This is a genomic window from Neobacillus cucumis (assembly GCF_002860255.1).
In the GTDB taxonomy this organism is placed as follows: domain Bacteria; phylum Bacillota; class Bacilli; order Bacillales; family Cytobacillaceae; genus Neobacillus; species Neobacillus cucumis_A.
The window spans coordinates 38,379-54,992 of sequence record NZ_PGVE01000063.1 but is presented as its reverse complement, the minus strand read 5'-3'; the positions used below and the strand labels follow the sequence as shown (position 1 = coordinate 54,992).

The following is a 16,614-nucleotide window of genomic DNA, read 5'->3' as shown; positions in this document are numbered from 1 at the left end:
GGTCATTCCCATGACTATCAGTCCCTTCTTAAATAATTCCCTTGTCCTTTAATTCCACAATTTGCTCTTTTGTTAATTGTAACTTTTCTTTAAGAACATCCTCTGTGTGTTGTCCAAGTTTAGGACCTGCCCATTCAATACCGCCAGGTGTAGCGCTCATTTTAGGAACTATACCAGGCATTTTAAGATTTCCGAGTCCCTCTACTTCCACGTCCTGTATCATTTGACGAGCCTGGTAGTGAGGATCATTCAATATATCTTCAGCAGAGTAAATGGATCCAGCTGGAACCTTAGCAGCATCGAGATACTTAATAACCTCGCTAAAAGGCATGCTCTTAGTCCAATCTTCAATAATTCTGTCCAGGTATTCAGCATGTTCTGAACGTTTTGCATTGTTCTCGAATTGTGGATCTTCTGCAATATCTTCACGGCCAATAGCATTCATCAAACGTTTAAAAATGGCATCGCCGTTTGCTCCAATTACTACATACTTGCCATCGGCACAAGCGTACGTGTTCGAAGGAGTAATTCCCGGTAAAGTGCTGCCTGTTCTTTCCCTGATCACCCCTGCCCGGTCGTATTCCGGAATAGTGCTTTCCATCAGACTGAACACTGATTCATAAAGTGCAACGTCAATTACTTGCCCCTCACCTGTTCCGTTTACATCGCGGTGATAAACTGCCATCAATGCCCCGATTACTGCATAAAGAGCTGACAGGGAGTCCCCGATACTGATTCCTACCCTTGTTGGCGGACGGTCAGGATAACCGGTGATATAACGAAGGCCTCCCATTGCTTCACCGATCGAGCCAAATCCTGGCTTATCTCGATAAGGCCCATCCTGTCCATAACCAGAAACTCGAAGCATAATCAATCTTGGATTAATCTTCTTTAATTCTTCAAAGCTGAGACCCCATTTTTCCATCGTACCAGGACGGAAGTTCTCTATTAAAATATCAATTTCTTTTACAAGGCGGCGGATAATTTCCTGGCCTTCCTCCTGCCGTAAATCTACTGTTATAGACTTCTTATTCCTTGATTGTACATACCACCAGAGGCTGGTACCGTTCTCGACTATACGCCATGTTCGTATAGGATCTCCTGTTGTAGGTGACTCCACCTTTATTACGTCTGCGCCAAACTCCGCCAGTAGCCGAGAAGCAAATGGCCCTGCAATGAGCTGACCCATTTCCAACACTCTTAAACCTTCGAGTGCTTTTCTTCCCATTACAATCATCTCCCAAAATTTTGTATGTAGTTTAAAATAAAGAAAACTTCGCTTCCCTCATTTACATGAAGGAAGCGAAGTACCTAACTAGGTCAAAGAATTAAATTAGTTGCCGCTAGTAAGCTCAACACCCTTGGTTTCAGGAATGGCCAAAACGAGGAACGCAGCGATAAAGTAGGAAACTGCGGCAAGAGTGATCACAACTGGATATGAAAATCCTGATGCAAGAAGCATTGGAACTACAACGATTCCTCCAATTGCACCTACTCGTCCAAAGTTAAAACAGAATCCTGCTGCTGTAGCACGAATACTCGTTGGAAATAACTCTGAATACCACGCGCCAAATCCACTGAAATAGCCAGTAAAGAAACCAAGCAGAGCTGAAATGATACCAAGGACCAATACATTATGCCCGTTTAGCAGCAATTTTCCGTCAGTTAATGGCATATGACTTGAAACGTATGTAAATATAGGAACAATGATAGTCATGCCAAGGAAAAAGAATGTAAAAGAAAGTCGTCTACCAATTTTATCAGCCATGTAACCGTATACAATATAACCAACCATTGCCCCAATACCTGTCCAGATTAGGAATACAGGAGCCTGATCGATTCGGATACCAAGAACCTTTTGTAGATAAGTTGGTACAAATGTGAAGATAATCCAGTAGCCAATCATCCCAAGCATAGAGACTGCCAGTGCAAGAATAGTAACTTTTAAATGTTCACGCTTAAAAATTGCTCCAATGCCAGCCTTTTTTGCATTGTTTTTGATATATTCTCTGTTTGCTAGCCAGACAGGTGATTCCTTAACAAAAAACAAGATATATAAAACGGTTCCAAAAGCAGGTATGCTGGCAATCATAAAAAGATTTCTCCATGATTCAGGATCAGCAGGATTAAGAATAGACCAAGCAAAGATTGCCGCCAAGAGATTTCCTCCCGCCCAGCCCGTTTGCATAAAGGCAATAGCTTTTGCACGTTTTTCAGGTGCCCATACTTCTGAAATAAGAGCAGCAGCTGCTGACCAGAGACCGCCTACTGCAACACCAACGATAAAACGATAAATGTTTAATTGAACCACACTGTCAGCCATTCCACAGAGCAAGGTTCCAATTCCATAAGCTAAAACGGAAATTACGAGGGTTTTCTTTCTGCCAATATGGTCAGATATGTTACCTAAGAAATATCCTCCAACCCCGGTAGCTAATAGAAACCAGGCAACAGTTGAAACAACTGAGCTGATTTCTACCTTGAAGGAGCCGGCAATAGCAAGTATGACAAATCCAAAAACACCTGCATCAAGAGCATCAAAAAGCCATCCAAGCCATGAACCAAATAATGTACTTAAAGCACCCTTTTGTGCAACCGCTGGTTGAGTAATAGACGTAGCCTTTAATGGTACTCCCATTGTGTTACCCCCTGTTTTTGTATAATGAAATTAATGCCTGCAAATCATTTTCAATATGATTGTGCATTTCTCTTTCTGCTTTCTCCCCATCCCTTTCCCCAAGGGCCTTAACAATTTGTTCATGTTCCTCTAAAAAACTTTTATTTCTAACATTCCCCTTGAAGCTACAATTTCTGAGATATGTTACCTTGTCTCTTATCATACTGGTCAAGGAAATCAGTTGCTGATTCCCTGAAGACTCAAGAACTATCTCGTGGAAACTAATGTTTAGTGAAACTACTTTTACCATGTCCCCTGTTTCCCACGCCACTTTTGTTTCTATCATGATTTCCTTAAGATGATTTAGTTTTTCTTCTTTCATATTGGCCGCAGCAAGATTCGCTCCAAGCGCCTCCAACCGTTGCCTGCATTGATAGATATCGATCATATCTTGCAAGGTTGGATCAAATACATGGAGAGCATTGCCTTTTTGAAGTAGGAGCCCATCCTGCATTAACATCCTCAAGGCCTCTCTTACTGGTGCCCGGCTGACACTAAATTCCTCTGCTAAACGAACTTCTACCAATCTTTCACCAGGCTGATAAAATCCATCTATCAATCTCTTTTTTATTAATTGATAGAGCTGAGCATGCAATGGCTCAGTTTTAACCACTGTTAACAATTCATCAACTCCTTTCAAGTTTATCAGAAAACGTTTTCAACTCTTTAATTGTATATTATTCTATTTTGTGTCGACGGTCAACGGTCAACATGCAAAAAATAGAATATTTTCTGAATTTTATATACTAGTTGAAAAAATTTAGTAGCCAATTATCTTTAGTATCCAGCATTTTCCCTTCGATTTATCACCTTGTGATTGGTGTAATTTTTTCACCCAAGCTTTTCCTGTACGTCGATGAAGAATGATTGGGGGCTTATTTGTATCCATCCATAAACGCACACTTGCTAGACTCAATTCATTTTGAGTAAAACCTGTGATAGCAGGAAATCAAACACAAAAATAAAAAGTCTCGAAAATTACAATTCGAGACTTTCAGTTACCTACATTTACATGTGCCCACCAATTTCAAGGATCTCAAGCTTTTTTGAAGTTTGCTGGCACCTGTTATTCTAGTATCTTGGTACCTTCACGTCTTAATAAATCAAGCTTTCTTCTTGCTAGTGTTTTCTTGTGAGTTGTAATTTATAAAAATTGAGCCTCAATCATGCACCTTAAACTTCCAAAAAAACAAAGATAGTATAACAATGGGTAATTTAAAAAATGCCACAGGTAATTAATCAATGACATAACTTCCTTTATAAACTTTTATATTATAATTTTATCTCTTGTAAACCTACTAAAAAAAACTTATTTACTACGAATCAATCTTAAGGTGAAAACTAAAAATCTTTACAGCCCAATTTTACCCATTTGTTGTAACTCAAATTTATACTTAACATGCATAATATCATTTTCAATCTGTTGAATGAGCTGGTTAATTGAGCTAAACTTGATTTCTTCTCTTATAAAAAATTTCACCTCTACGTTGATTTCCTCTCCATAAATAGATTGATTAAAATCAAATAGGTGAATTTCATACGTTTTTTGTATATTAGTATTAAGAGTTGGTTTCACTCCTGCATTCATTACTCCATAATAGGTTAGCCCTCTCAAATTCACCTTCACGCCATAGACACCATTTTTCAAACAATCTTTTGAAGTGTACAAATTCAAGTTGGCTGTAGGGAATCCAAGTTTTCCTCCAATTTTTTGCCCATGTACTATTGTTCCATCCAAGGTACAAATAGAAACTGCATCCAATAATTTAAATACTTCAGTTATTTTATTGGCTGGAATGTTAAACTCTTTAGATATGTCTACCGCCTCTTTTATAGTGGCCATATCTCCTTTTTCATTAAGAATTTCACATACATAGGTAATATTTGAGGAGCTTGAAGATATTTTCGCTAAGTCGGCCGAAGGGCCGAAGCCTCAACTACTCCCATATGGGCCAGTATTCCATTGTCTGAGTATACAAGCGGGAATACATGCCCTGGTTTTCTAAATTCCTAGGGTTTTGAATCCTCCTTTACAACGGCTAATATCGTATCTGCACGATCGAATGCCGATATGCCTGTAGTTGTGGAATGAAGATCAATAGAAATGGTAAAGTTTTTTATTTGGGTGCTCGTACTCCCTGATCAATGGCCTTGTCAAAACCTTTGCACCAGCCTCCAATTTACAAGCCTGAAGGGAAGAATTTCATTGGTATGTTGAAAGATCATGTGATATGGATGTTCATAAGGATAATATCACTGCGTGTATTATGACACTTGATGGAAAGGAGATTCAAACCTACTATGACAGTATTTTTCAAGTTAATTGACTGGATTAAAGAACATCAATGTACTCATGTAAGCAATGGGAAGCACAAGCGTTTATTGGAAACCTATTGTAAACCTGCTAAAACGAGAAGGACTTGAGTTTTTAGTTGTAAACGCACTACACATGAAGGCACTCCCAGTTCGCAAGACCGATGTTAAAGATGAAGGTAATTTAAGTTTTTTAGTGAAAAATGTTGAAAAACTATTAGCTGATTTAGCTACAAGAAAAGACCGCCGCAGTTGTCATCCCTTGCCATCACCAACAAATTAATTTTCCCAATTTTACCAATATTCAATTCATTCAATAATAATTTAACTATCCAACAATAATTACAGAATGTTTCCTCCCTTACTTGGAACAATACTATTGTATTTTACGTAAAAGGAGGGAATTAGAAATGGATAATCAAAGATTAGCCGATCATGAATCATTGGATCTACATGAAGTTATTAATTTTAAAACCCTATGCTTAGCGAAATCAAAACTAATGCAAGGACTGGTATTTGATCATGATTTGAGAGCATTAATGCAAAAAGATGTTGAACAATCCATGCAAGCGCTCGGAGAATTACAGGCAATTTATCAACGTGCACCTTTTCAAGCGCCTGTTCCTCAAAACCGGCCAACACCAATAATAAATTGAAAGGAAGGCAAATTCATTGAACAATGACTATTTAGACCCTATAAACTCGCTACACGTACCAGAGCTAGCAGATACCACATTTGCGATGGATTTACTTCTTCGTGCAAAAGAAGGTGTGCGCAATATTGCGGTTGCATTAACGGAGTCCGCATCACCTGATGTTAGAACCCTCTTACGAAACCAGTTAATGCAAGGGATTGCCATGCACCAAGAAATTACTGAATTAATGATTAGTAAAAAATGGTTCCATCCATACGAATTAAGTGAACAATATCAATTAGACCAACTCTCTGCCAACAATACTTTGATGATTGGCAAAATGAATCTATTTCCTGTTGAGACCAATAGAAAAGGTATGTTTGACCGGACACCTGATGAACACTAACACTGGAGGCTGTAACCAATGAAGGCGGTAACGTATCAAGGTATTAAAAATGTTGTAGTCAAAGAAGTTCCAGATCCAAAGATTGAAAAGCCAGATGACATGATTATTAAAGTAACGAGTACAGCTATATGTGGGTCTGATTTACATTTAATTCATGGCATGATTCCTAACCTGCAAGAAAACTATGTTATTGGCCATGAACCAATGGGAATCGTCGAAGAAGTTGGTCCAGGTGTGACTAAGCTAAAAAAGGGAGATCGAGTAATTATCCCCTTTAATATAGCATGCGGTGAATGCATTTACTGTAAAAACCATTTGGAAAGCCAATGTGATAATTCAAATGATAATGGTGATATGGGTGCCTATTTCGGATATTCTGGTACGACGGGTGGCTATCCAGGTGGGCAAGCTGAATATTTAAGAGTGCCATTTGCCAACTTTACTCATTTCAAAATTCCAGAGACTTGTGAAGAGCCAGATGAAAAGTTAGCAGTTATTGCCGATGCGATGTCTACTGGTTTTTGGAGTGTTGACAATGCAGGTGTAAAGGATGGAGATACAGTTATTGTTCTTGGCTGTGGTCCAGTTGGTCTTTTTGCTCAAAAATTCTGTTGGTTAAAAGGGGCAAAGCGAGTCATTGCCGTTGATTATGTCAATTATCGCCTGCAGCACGCCAAGCGCACCAACAAAGTAGAAATTGTTAACTTTGAGGACCATGAGAATGTAGGAAACTACCTTAAGGAAATCACCAAAGGCGGTGCAGATGTTGTCATTGATGCAGTTGGTATGGACGGTAAAATGACTGATATGGAGTTCCTTGCGAGCGGAATGAAGCTTCAAGGCGGAGCATTAAGTGCGTTTATCATGGCTTCACAAGCAGTGCGTAAAGGCGGGACAATTCAAGTTACTGGCGTTTACGGCGGCAGATATAATGGTTTCCCTCTTGGAGATATTATGCAGCGAAATATCAATATCCGCTCCGGTCAAGCACCTGTCATCCACTATATGCCATATATGTTTGAATTAGTTACGACCGGAAAAATTGATCCAGGAGATGTCGTAAGTCATGTACTTCCACTTAGTGAAGCAAAGCGTGGCTATGAGATTTTTGACACAAAAATGGATGATTGTATAAAAGTCGTGTTGAAACCTTGAGGAAGGAGGTATAAAAAATGAATTACGCCTTACATGAAGTTCTTGAGGTCCATGAGATGGCTGCATTTAAGACCACTTGTTTAACTAAATCCAAAACGATGAAAGCGTTAGTTACAGATCAGCTATTAAAAGATATTATGCAGCAAGACATTGATGTATCTACCAGACAATTACAAGAATATGCTTCTATCCTTTCCAACGCTAAGCAGTAAATTAGGAGATGAATGAACATGAATCCAATCATTGAAAATTTAACGGGCATGGACGGACTATCGGATCAAGTCGTTGCAATGGATCTACTCATTTCAGCTAAAAGTGGAATTAGAAATTATGCCATGGCAGTTACGGAGGCAGGAACACCGGATATTAAAGAAATGCTCACTCGCCATTTAGTGGAAGCTCTTGATATGCATGAACAAATATCCGCATATATGGTAGAAAAAGGATGGTATCATGCTTGGGATACAAACGAACAGATCAGTTTGGATTTAGATAATATCAATACAGCATTGAACTTACCGACATTATAAAGATTTCCAGGAACAGTTTAACACTCACCAAATAAACTGTTCCCATTAAACCATTTTGAGTTTATTTGGCAGAAGTAAATAAAGTTAATACTTTTTGCTTACTCGAGTTTGTTTTACACTATATAATTGAAAACAATTAATTGACTATTTTTATTATGAAAAGGTCGGAGCAGGAAATTCATCAATTTTGATACGAAGTAAACTATAAGGTTTCTGTCGTAAGTCTTTTCCATAATGAAATCTAGGCTGTCGATGTAATTGGTTCACAATGACATACAAATATTGATCCGGACCAATTGAAAAAGTATCCGGCCACAAAATTCTCGGATCATGTGCGATAGTTTCCATTATGCCATTTGGCAATATCTTACGGATACTGTTGTTTTCATAATCTCCAGCATAAACAGTTCCCTTTGCATCGGTGATCATTCCATCAGACGCACCTTTTTCTCCCCAATACTCCACATGATAAGGTAAATCCATGTCCGGTATCAATCTGTCTCTTAGGGCTTCTGTTGAGATCGAGAACAAATGACGACTGGTTAGTGGAGCAAAAAATAATATCTTTCCATCGGGAGAAATCGCAAGACTATCAGACGCCAATCTAAATGGAGAAGTTGAACCGTCTTTGTTTCGATTCATTAAAATTTGACCTTCTACTTTCGGTAAAAAATAGGGATCGGGTGAAGTTGAATTTGCCCCATTTAACCGTCTAAACGCGTTTCCATTTGATAAATCTACGACGATAATAGCTCCTGGTCCTCTTGAAGAAGAATCCGTTATATAGGCATAACCTGCTTTTCCAACACGAAAATCAAAACGGACATCATTCAGATAAGTTGTGGGCAGGACAACATCTTCTGTAAAGGTATATACTTTTCTTATTGTATCAGTTTCTAAATCAACAGCGACTAATTTTGCCCCACCTTTAATAGGTTCAGAAAAATTAGGTGCCGCTGTATCTAATATCCAAAGTGTTCCCCTTCCATCAGCAACTACACTTTGGACACTGATGAAAGTCATTGTGATATTCTCGGGGTTAACCAAATTGGTTTGTAAATTAGGATATGGCTGCAATTTATCCTCAACAATTTCCCCCACCGTAAATTTAACATCGTCTCCCCATTTCGGAAAGCAAATGAAAATACGACCGGTTTCTGAAACAGTAACTCCTGTAGGCATAGCCCCATAAAAAGCATAAACTAGTTCTAAATTACCAAAATATTTTTCACTAGGTAACATAGGTTTCATAATATCCTCCTCAAGCTTCAAACGGGATATCACCTATATATGATTTATATTTTTTCTAGTGCATGTTTCTTAATAAGTTTTTCTATACAAAAAGATGATTGAATGGATGGATTGTTTTCGAAATTTAATAAGTCTGTAAGAAGAAAGGAAACATTTTAATTTAAAGGTCTCCTGTCCAACCATACATCGGAAGAACAGTTACTGATAGTAAGAAACCAATCGTAAAACGATTAATAAAAGAACCAATAATAGCAATACGTTTATCTTCAAATTTCATGGGGAGCATTAGTAGTACAGAGAGTAAACCAAATATTATACCAGATATAATTCCCAAGAAAATGCTGTTCATTGGTAATAAATATCCTTTCTCTAACTAACTCATTAATTGATATGATTCTTTTAAAAGAACTAAAAACTCTTGATTTAGTTCGTCTTCACTATGAAATCTAAAGTTATTGTGAAATCTGTTTTTTGAAACTTGTTCAATTTTAGTAATCTTCTCGTGTTCAATTTGATGGTTTGTTACTAAATTAAAATCTAACCATTTCTTTTTTGGATGAACTCCTCCGAAGGCAGATTTATTCAAAAGATGTATAGAAGTCTTTTTAAACTCAATTTCAAAAGGTCCAATTTCTTTCAATAAATCGAGTATTTTTGAATATATTTCATAAACATTAGATGCCTTATTTGAGAATAATTCATGTTCTGACATATCACCATCTCCTAATTTCACTCTAACATATTAAACTTTATTACCTTTATTTCTCTTCTTTTTACATCATTTTACCATTTCTTTATTCAACTAAGCTCCCACTTTACTTTAAGTGAAATTCTTCACAATATAAACTTGGTAGCTACTCCTTTCAACATAATGCAAGGAAAAACTGAAGATATTTTTATGAAGAACTGTGTTTGGGTGTATAAATTAAATCTTAAGAATTTAAATTGACGAAACTATCATTTATGTACAATTAATACAAATTTTAGCCCATATTTATGTTCAATTTCCCAGCCAAACTCATTCTTTTTTAAGTTTGGATTGGTTGCTCCTTTATAAACGCCTGACTCCCCAATCGTGATATGCTGATCTCCGGGATGATCTACTTCAGAACCGTCTTCTTCTTCACTTGCCGCTACAATTTGAGAAGTATAATAGTTGAAAGCAATAAAGTCAGGCTTCGCGCTCGCTAAAACCTCCATATCGCCATCAAGAATGGTAGGAACATAGCCTTTTTCTTCGAAGTAATTCCATGCTGTTGTATTATAGCGGCCAAAAACAGCCATATCTAAATAGAGCTTCTTTGTAATGATGATAGTGATCGCTGGCTACTTTAAAGTAAGTTGTTCCCTCAGGGTATTTGGCCATATCAATAACAGACGGGCATTTTCCATCTTCATTCCATGCCCCTTCGAATTGATAAGCTGATGTTGAACCGCCCCAGAAAAAGTCCGCTGGGAATGGTTTAATGATTTTGTTTCATATTCAGAACCTCCACTTGTTTTTTTACAAAAAGCCTCTACAAAAGAAAAGCCGGAAGCCAATTACGGCTTACCGGCAAGCTGCAGTATTAAAGTTGTTCGCCGTTAGTGGCAATAACGTCTTTATACCAGTAAAAAGATTTTTTCCTGCTTCGTTCTAATGTTCCGCTGCCGTCATCGTGCCTATCAACATAAATAAATCCATAACGCTTAGACATTTCACCAGTAGAGGCACTCACTAGATCAATACAGCCCCAAGGAGTGTATCCTATTAGGTTAACACCATCTTCGATCGCTTCACCCATCGCTTTAATGTGGTCTCGTAAATAATCAATTCGATAATCATCGTTGATTGAGCCATCTTCTTCTACTTTATCTTTTGCCCCTAGACCATTTTCTACAATGAATAAAGGGACTTGATAGCGATCATAGAGTTTGTTTAATGAGATTCGAAGACCTTCAGGGTCAATCTCCCAGCCCCAATCACTGGCTTTCAGGAAAGGATTTTTTACACCGCCGATAATGTTACCAGAAGCATTTTCTTCGTTCGTTTTTTCTTTCTTTTCAGTACGGGACATATAATAACTAAATCCAATATAATCAACAGTACCCTCTTTAATAATCTCCAAATCGCCCTCTTGAATGTCTAATTTAATACCATTTTCCTTAAAGTAACGTTTGGCAAAAGCAGGATACTCGCCACGAACTTGGACATCTCCACAATAGTAGTTAAAAATTTGTTCCTCTTTTAAAGCATACATGACATTTTCAGGGTTGCTATCGTAAGCATACACTGGAGCATAAACAAGCATACATCCAATTTGGGAACCAGGAATGATTTCATGTCCGATTTTAACTGCTAACGCACTAGCCACAAATTGATGATGCAAGCCTTGGAAGCTTTCTTGTAAACGTGCTTCTTCGCTTGAGGCAGAAAAACCTAGTCCGAAAAGTGGGAAGTGTGTCGCTCCATTGATTTCATTAAATGTCATCCAATATTTCACTTTATTTTTATAACGATCAAAAATGGTTCTTACATAACGCTCAAAAAAGCCAATGAGTTTTCGATTTTTCCAAGCACCATATTCTTTTATTAGGTGTAAAGGTGTTTCATAGTGTGAAATGGTCACGACTGGTTCAATCCCATGTTTGTGTAATTCATCAAATACCCGGTCGTAAAAAGCTAAGCCTTCTTCATTAGGAGTTTCCTCGTCCCCTCTTGGAAAAATACGTGACCAAGCAATAGATAGACGGAATACTTTAAAACCCATTTCCGCAAAAAGAGCAATATCTTCTTTATAGCGATGGTAAAAATCAATTCCTTCATGGTTTGGATAGTGATACTTATCTTGATCAATCTCATAATTGAAACCAGGTTTCATAAGAAGTTCTAAGCGTACTTTTCCACCAGGAAGCACGTCGGCAAGATTTAAACCTTTTCCTCCTTCTTGATATGCTCCTTCTAATTGATTAGCAGCGGTTGCTCCGCCCCATAGAAAACCTTCTGGAAATTTGCGATTCATTTTCATTCACCTCTAGTTTTTTTATAAGTCATTAGTTTTTCTAGAAAGTCAGGGGAATTTGGGATTCCCCTGACCTTAATACTACTTACTGCAATGCTAGGAATGCTTCACGTGCATTGATTCTTCCCTGTTTAACTGGCTCGATTGTTTGATAGCGGTCAGGATTTGTAATAATGACCGGAGTGATTAAGTCATATCCCTCCGCTTTAATGGCATCCATATCAAAGGTTACAAGAGTTTGGCCTACTTCAACATAGTCGCCGTCTTTCACATGTGCTGTGAAATGCTTTCCTTCAAGCCTTACTGTCTCTAAACCAACATGGATTAAAATTTCTGCTCCATTATCACTTGTAATGCCAATGGCATGCTTTGTTTTAAAAATAGTCGTTATTCTCCCAGTAACAGGAGAAACTACTTTTCCTTCCTGCGGCTGAATGGCTAAACCTTTACCCATGATTCCAGTAGAGAACGTCGGATCATTTACTTCGCTTAATGCTTTAACTTCACCCTTTAGAGGGCTGAATACTTTTTCAGCTGCGACAACTAATTCTGACTTAGTATCAACTGTGTTAGGTTCTTCTGCTGGTGTTGTTTCTTGCTCTTCTTCACTTTCTACTTCTTCAAATCCCATAATAAATGTTGCAATAGCACCTGCTGCGAAGGCGATTGGTAATCCAATAATCGCTAGTACAAATGTCGATCCGATAAAGGAAGCAATGCCTGGTAAACCAACGTTACCGCCTAGAATGAAATATTTTACACCTACTGCACTATAGTAAGCGCCGCCAACGGCACCACCAATTAAGCCGCCGATAAATGGTTTCTTAAGACGCATGTTTACACCGTACATAGCTGGCTCTGTAATACCCATAAGAGCAGTTAAACTGGTTGTCATCGCTAGTGATTTAAAAGATTTATTTTTTGAACGTAAAGATACAGCAAATGTTGCTCCAGCTTGACCCATGTTTGCTGCGAACATAGAAGGTAAGATAAAGTCATATCCTTTTGTTGCAAGATTGTTCATTACAATCGGAGTAAATGCATAGTGCATACCTGTCATAATAATTAATGAGAATGTACCTCCTAAGATTAACCCTGCAAAGATCCATCCATATTTAAATAATGCCCCAATCGCTAAAGAAAGCCAGTTTCCAAGAATAGCACCAAGTGGACCAACTGCGATTAATGTAAGTGGCACGATGATAAGCAAAGTGATAGTTGGAACTAAAATCAGCTTAAACATGCTAGGAATAATTCGGTCAACCCATTTTTCAACATATGACGCAATCCAAACCGCTAGTAAAATTGGAATAACGGTTGATGAATAAGTAACTGCGGTTACTGGTAATCCAAGGAAATGAACCGGTTTACCTGCACCTAATAAAGCTGTTATGGTTGGATGTAAAAGAGCTGCTGCAATAGTTGCTGCTACATAAACGTTGCTGCCAAACTTTCTAGCTGCACTTACTGCTAAAAGAATCGGCAAGAAGTAAAATGCACCATCACCAATAGCGTTTAAGATGGTATAGACTTGACTCTGATTAGTCAGCCAGCCAAAGGCAATCGCAATGGCTAAGATCCCTTTGATCATACCGGCACCGGCAATGGCAGGGAGAAGTGGTGTAAACGCACCTGAAATCACATCAAATATTGCATTAATTGGATTTTGTTTTTTCGCAGATTGCTTAGTCTTGCTATCGATTTTAATTGCGCTGTTATCTAAAATTGCGTTATATACTTTCGGAACATCATTTCCGATAATGATTTGGAACTGGTCACCGCTTACATTTGTGCCCATGATTCCAGGAACTTTTTCTAACCTTTTACGATCTACCTTACTTTGATCATGTAAATTGAAACGTAGTCTTGTCATACAGTGAATAACATTTTGAACATTTTCTTCTCCACCGACTAATTCAAGGATGCTTATGGCTGTTTTTTTGTAGTCCATGGGATACCTCCTGATTTTTTGTAAAAAAATAACCTGAGTAACTAGAGATGGACATGACACAATGGTCCCACTCGTGTTCCTCAGGTTTTGCCTGCTTTACCAGTAACAATCCTGTTAAAAAATATAAAATTTGCCGAAGCCATTTGTAAGTTCTGGCCTATCCCTTCAACTGAACTTCGACTTAAGGAATAAAAAAAACCTAAATTGTACACCAAACCTATAAAAGGTTATGGCACTACAATTTAGGTTTTGCCTGCTTAATCAGTAACAATCCTAATAAATTAATATTAATTTGTAAATTCATAGTAGCACACGCTTTCATTTCCTGTCAACGCTTTCTCTTAAAAAGGTTTTTAGGATCTATTTACTACCCGTTCAATATGGATGGTAAGGTAAGCCATTTCCTCTTTTGTCAGCTGATGGTTATGTGTTTTTTGAATAAATTCGCGGATTTTCTCCACACAGGCAAAAGCTTCTTTTTGTTTTTCTTTGACCATATCATAGAGAAAATCATCTTCATTGTTGTAAGGAGAATCCGTATATAATCGCTGCGCAAAAAATTTAAGATGGGTAAGAAAACGGAAATAGTTCAATGACTCCTCATCGAGTTCAATTTTAAAATGGTATTTGACGATATTTAAAATATCTTGAATTAATTTAGTCATATTAACGACGTTAGGCATTTCTTCGTTTAACTCGGCATTGACTATATGCATGGCAATAAAGCCCGCTTCATCCTCTGGAAGTGTAATTCCAAGCATCTCTTTTATCTTTGTTAACGCTTTTAAACCGATGGAATATTCGTCAGCATAAATTCGTTTAATTTCCCAAAGTAAGGGATTTGAAATCTTTAAGCCCTTTTGTTCTCTCTCAATTGCAAAGTTAATATGATCGGTTAATGATACATAGATACTATCATTTAATTTTTTTCCAAGTTTTTCTTTCGCGTAGGAAATAATCCGTTCAGAAATATCCATGTATTCCATTGGAACATCATACAATAAGGTTTTAAATCTTTCAGAAACATCCTTATTATCTAATTTGAAAATCTTTTCAATTTTCGATTCGTCGACAAGGTCACCCGGTCTTTTTTGGAACGCAATCCCTCTTCCCATAACCACAAGTTCTTTATTATGGGAATCGATCACACTGATGACATTGTTATTGATTACTTTTGCGATTTTCATGTCAATCACCTCTAAAAAAATAAAAACCTAAAACTAACATAATGGCATTAGTCTTAGGTTTTGCCTGATTTAACAGTAACAATCCTATAATATAAAAGTTAAATTAATAAAATCTTAACATCAAATAAAAAGACAATCAATAATTAAAAGAACGACAGATAGGAAATTCGGCCCTTGTTCGTTTTAAGGAAGGAGTCTTTGAATTAGTGATTTGGGCTTTTTACGAAATTTCTCAACCATGAATTGGCATCCGTACATGAGGATGGATTTGGCCATAAATAAGATCCCCATTTGGTAATGTTTCAATCTTACGAGAGAAACGATCCCCATTCTTTTTAGAACAAACATTCCTGGATAAGAAAATAGAAAGTCCGTGACTAAGTTCACGATTAAATAGCGAAAAAAGTTTCCAAAGGTAAATTTTAAAATCCAGATAGAGCCTATAATAAAAGGACCAAAAAGAAAAGGCACTTCCCCCATAACATTAGGAATCAGTCGATCGTAAAATCTCCACCAAACCCGCCTTTTAGCCAATAGGCTTTCAACAGAAATCCAGCAGGTAATAAAAAAGGCAGCAGGCAAAAAACGTTTAAAGTTTCTTTTTCCTAACATCGGCACAGACAACCAGGGTACCAGCATCAAGACAAGTAAAAACATTTTATTATATTTCATTTATAGCCATTCCTTTTTTATTTTTAATATGCACCAGATTTAATGGTATTATTTACTTTTATGGAAAATAATTCTTTATTTAAAAATAATGTCATTGACCGGTAATTCTTTTTATAATAATATATTAGTTTGCAAGTATTTCTAAATGAACGTGGTTCGAGAACCTCCCACGAAAAAAAACTAAGGGGAAATGAATATGGAAAAATTTGCTCAGCCAGCCAGTACGAATGCTCCATCAGGCAAAGTGTACAGCAAGGTGCAGGGTATCGTGGTTAATGGAATTATTGCCGCGCTTTACATCGCAGTTTCGGCGTTGATTCAGCCATTCGGTTTTACCCAAGTCCAATTCCGTGTATCGGAGATGTTTAATCACCTAGTTGTTTTTAACAAAAAGTATATTTATGGAATTGTTTTAGGTGTATTTTTAACGAATCTGTTTTTCTCACCTATGAAGGCTTATGACCTCGTTTTCGGAGTAGGACAATCAGTGATTGCTCTTGTAATTACAATTCTTTGCTCACGATTTATTAAAGGCATCTGGACTAGAATGATTGTTAATACCGTTGTTTTCACGATCACGATGTTCTTAATTGCACTTGAATTGCATTTAGCCTTTGATCTGCCTTTCTTATTCACATGGTTGACAACTGCAGTTGGGGAATTTGTTGTTATGGCTGTTGGTATACCGATTATGTATGTCCTCAATAAACGTGTCCATTTTGAAAAAATGGTTTAATAACAGAGAGTTGCTGCTTTTGCGGCACCTCTTTTTTTATTTGGGCATGGAAGAAAGGTCCGCCTATACAAAATGAAGCAGATAGATGGCATTTCAATT

General features: G+C 37.3%; 20 protein-coding genes, 1 pseudogene and 1 riboswitch. Of the genes and pseudogenes, 7 read left to right on the top strand and 14 right to left on the bottom strand.

The window, feature by feature from the left end:
- Positions 1 to 28: 28 nt before the first annotated feature.
- The 5 genes from CVD27_RS15890 to CVD27_RS29095 form a co-directional block, all read right to left on the bottom strand.
- Positions 29 to 1,228 (bottom strand): CaiB/BaiF CoA transferase family protein, encoded by a 1,200-nt coding sequence (locus CVD27_RS15890; RefSeq protein ID WP_257984384.1) that lies wholly within the window; start codon positions 1,226 to 1,228, stop codon positions 29 to 31.
- 105 nt (positions 1,229 to 1,333) lie between these two features.
- Positions 1,334 to 2,638 (bottom strand): MFS transporter, encoded by a 1,305-nt coding sequence (locus tag CVD27_RS15885; RefSeq protein WP_101648876.1) that lies wholly within the window; start codon positions 2,636 to 2,638, stop codon positions 1,334 to 1,336.
- 4 nt (positions 2,639 to 2,642) lie between these two features.
- Positions 2,643 to 3,290 (bottom strand): GntR family transcriptional regulator, encoded by a 648-nt coding sequence (locus tag CVD27_RS15880; protein ID WP_257984396.1) that lies wholly within the window; start codon positions 3,288 to 3,290, stop codon positions 2,643 to 2,645.
- Between the two features lie 738 nt (positions 3,291 to 4,028).
- Positions 4,029 to 4,520: a riboflavin kinase gene (locus tag CVD27_RS15875; RefSeq protein ID WP_101648874.1), complete on the bottom strand. Its 492-nt coding sequence runs from the start codon at positions 4,518 to 4,520 to the stop codon at positions 4,029 to 4,031.
- Positions 4,521 to 4,687: 167 nt separating this feature from the next.
- Positions 4,688 to 4,798 (bottom strand): 3,4-dihydroxy-2-butanone-4-phosphate synthase, encoded by a 111-nt coding sequence (locus tag CVD27_RS29095; RefSeq protein WP_101648991.1) that lies wholly within the window; start codon positions 4,796 to 4,798, stop codon positions 4,688 to 4,690.
- Between the two features lie 328 nt (positions 4,799 to 5,126).
- Here CVD27_RS29095 and CVD27_RS28205 point away from each other — a divergent pair, with 328 nt between their 5' ends.
- From CVD27_RS28205 to CVD27_RS15840, 6 genes are all read left to right on the top strand, one after another.
- Positions 5,127 to 5,273, top strand: a complete 147-nt coding sequence (locus CVD27_RS28205; RefSeq protein ID WP_180960314.1) for a hypothetical protein — start codon at positions 5,127 to 5,129, stop codon at positions 5,271 to 5,273.
- Between the two features lie 127 nt (positions 5,274 to 5,400).
- Positions 5,401 to 5,646, top strand: a complete 246-nt coding sequence (locus tag CVD27_RS15860; RefSeq protein WP_101648873.1) for a spore gernimation protein GerQ — start codon at positions 5,401 to 5,403, stop codon at positions 5,644 to 5,646.
- A 16-nt stretch (positions 5,647 to 5,662) separates the two neighbouring features.
- Positions 5,663 to 6,031: a spore coat protein gene (locus CVD27_RS15855; RefSeq protein ID WP_101648872.1), complete on the top strand. Its 369-nt coding sequence runs from the start codon at positions 5,663 to 5,665 to the stop codon at positions 6,029 to 6,031.
- 18 nt (positions 6,032 to 6,049) lie between these two features.
- Positions 6,050 to 7,186, top strand: a complete 1,137-nt coding sequence (locus CVD27_RS15850; protein ID WP_101648871.1) for a zinc-dependent alcohol dehydrogenase — start codon at positions 6,050 to 6,052, stop codon at positions 7,184 to 7,186.
- Positions 7,187 to 7,203: 17 nt separating this feature from the next.
- The gene (locus CVD27_RS15845) at positions 7,204 to 7,398 is read left to right on the top strand and encodes a hypothetical protein (protein WP_007083743.1); all 195 of its coding nucleotides are present in this window, start codon (positions 7,204 to 7,206) and stop codon (positions 7,396 to 7,398) included.
- Positions 7,399 to 7,416: 18 nt separating this feature from the next.
- Positions 7,417 to 7,716, top strand: a complete 300-nt coding sequence (locus CVD27_RS15840) for a spore coat protein (protein ID WP_101648870.1) — start codon at positions 7,417 to 7,419, stop codon at positions 7,714 to 7,716.
- Positions 7,717 to 7,869: 153 nt separating this feature from the next.
- Here CVD27_RS15840 and CVD27_RS15835 read toward each other — a convergent pair whose 3' ends face one another.
- From CVD27_RS15835 to CVD27_RS15800, 9 genes and pseudogenes are all read right to left on the bottom strand, one after another.
- Entirely contained in the window at positions 7,870 to 8,967 is a 1,098-nt protein-coding gene (locus CVD27_RS15835; protein ID WP_101648869.1) for an L-dopachrome tautomerase-related protein, read from the bottom strand.
- A gap of 160 nt (positions 8,968 to 9,127) precedes the next feature.
- Positions 9,128 to 9,316, bottom strand: coding sequence for a hypothetical protein (locus CVD27_RS15830; protein WP_101648868.1), 189 nt, complete (start codon positions 9,314 to 9,316; stop codon positions 9,128 to 9,130).
- Positions 9,317 to 9,340: 24 nt separating this feature from the next.
- On the bottom strand, positions 9,341 to 9,679 hold the full coding sequence (locus CVD27_RS15825; protein ID WP_101648867.1) for a DUF5655 domain-containing protein: 339 nt from the start codon (positions 9,677 to 9,679) through the stop codon (positions 9,341 to 9,343).
- Between the two features lie 287 nt (positions 9,680 to 9,966).
- Positions 9,967 to 10,263, bottom strand: a pseudogene (locus CVD27_RS29155) (family 1 glycosylhydrolase); the annotation flags it as partial.
- Positions 10,229 to 10,435, bottom strand: a complete 207-nt coding sequence (locus CVD27_RS29150) for a family 1 glycosylhydrolase (protein WP_445375984.1) — start codon at positions 10,433 to 10,435, stop codon at positions 10,229 to 10,231. The gene CVD27_RS29150 and the pseudogene CVD27_RS29155, both read right to left, overlap by 35 nt.
- A 100-nt stretch (positions 10,436 to 10,535) precedes the next feature.
- The gene (locus tag CVD27_RS15815; protein ID WP_101648866.1) at positions 10,536 to 11,969 is read right to left on the bottom strand and encodes a glycoside hydrolase family 1 protein; all 1,434 of its coding nucleotides are present in this window, start codon (positions 11,967 to 11,969) and stop codon (positions 10,536 to 10,538) included.
- An 85-nt stretch (positions 11,970 to 12,054) separates the two neighbouring features.
- A complete protein-coding gene (locus CVD27_RS15810; protein WP_101648865.1) occupies positions 12,055 to 13,920 on the bottom strand; it encodes a beta-glucoside-specific PTS transporter subunit IIABC in 1,866 nt (621 codons plus the stop codon).
- 353 nt (positions 13,921 to 14,273) lie between these two features.
- Positions 14,274 to 15,107: a BglG family transcription antiterminator LicT gene (gene licT, locus CVD27_RS15805; RefSeq protein WP_101648864.1), complete on the bottom strand. Its 834-nt coding sequence runs from the start codon at positions 15,105 to 15,107 to the stop codon at positions 14,274 to 14,276.
- A gap of 183 nt (positions 15,108 to 15,290) precedes the next feature.
- Entirely contained in the window at positions 15,291 to 15,779 is a 489-nt protein-coding gene (locus CVD27_RS15800) for a hypothetical protein (RefSeq protein ID WP_101648863.1), read from the bottom strand.
- Between the two features lie 145 nt (positions 15,780 to 15,924).
- Positions 15,925 to 15,969: riboswitch (PreQ1 riboswitch) on the top strand.
- Positions 15,970 to 15,975: 6 nt separating this feature from the next.
- Between CVD27_RS15800 and CVD27_RS15795 the strand changes: the two genes are divergently transcribed.
- Positions 15,976 to 16,515, top strand: coding sequence for a QueT transporter family protein (locus tag CVD27_RS15795; RefSeq protein WP_101648862.1), 540 nt, complete (start codon positions 15,976 to 15,978; stop codon positions 16,513 to 16,515).
- Positions 16,516 to 16,614: the final 99 nt, after the last annotated feature.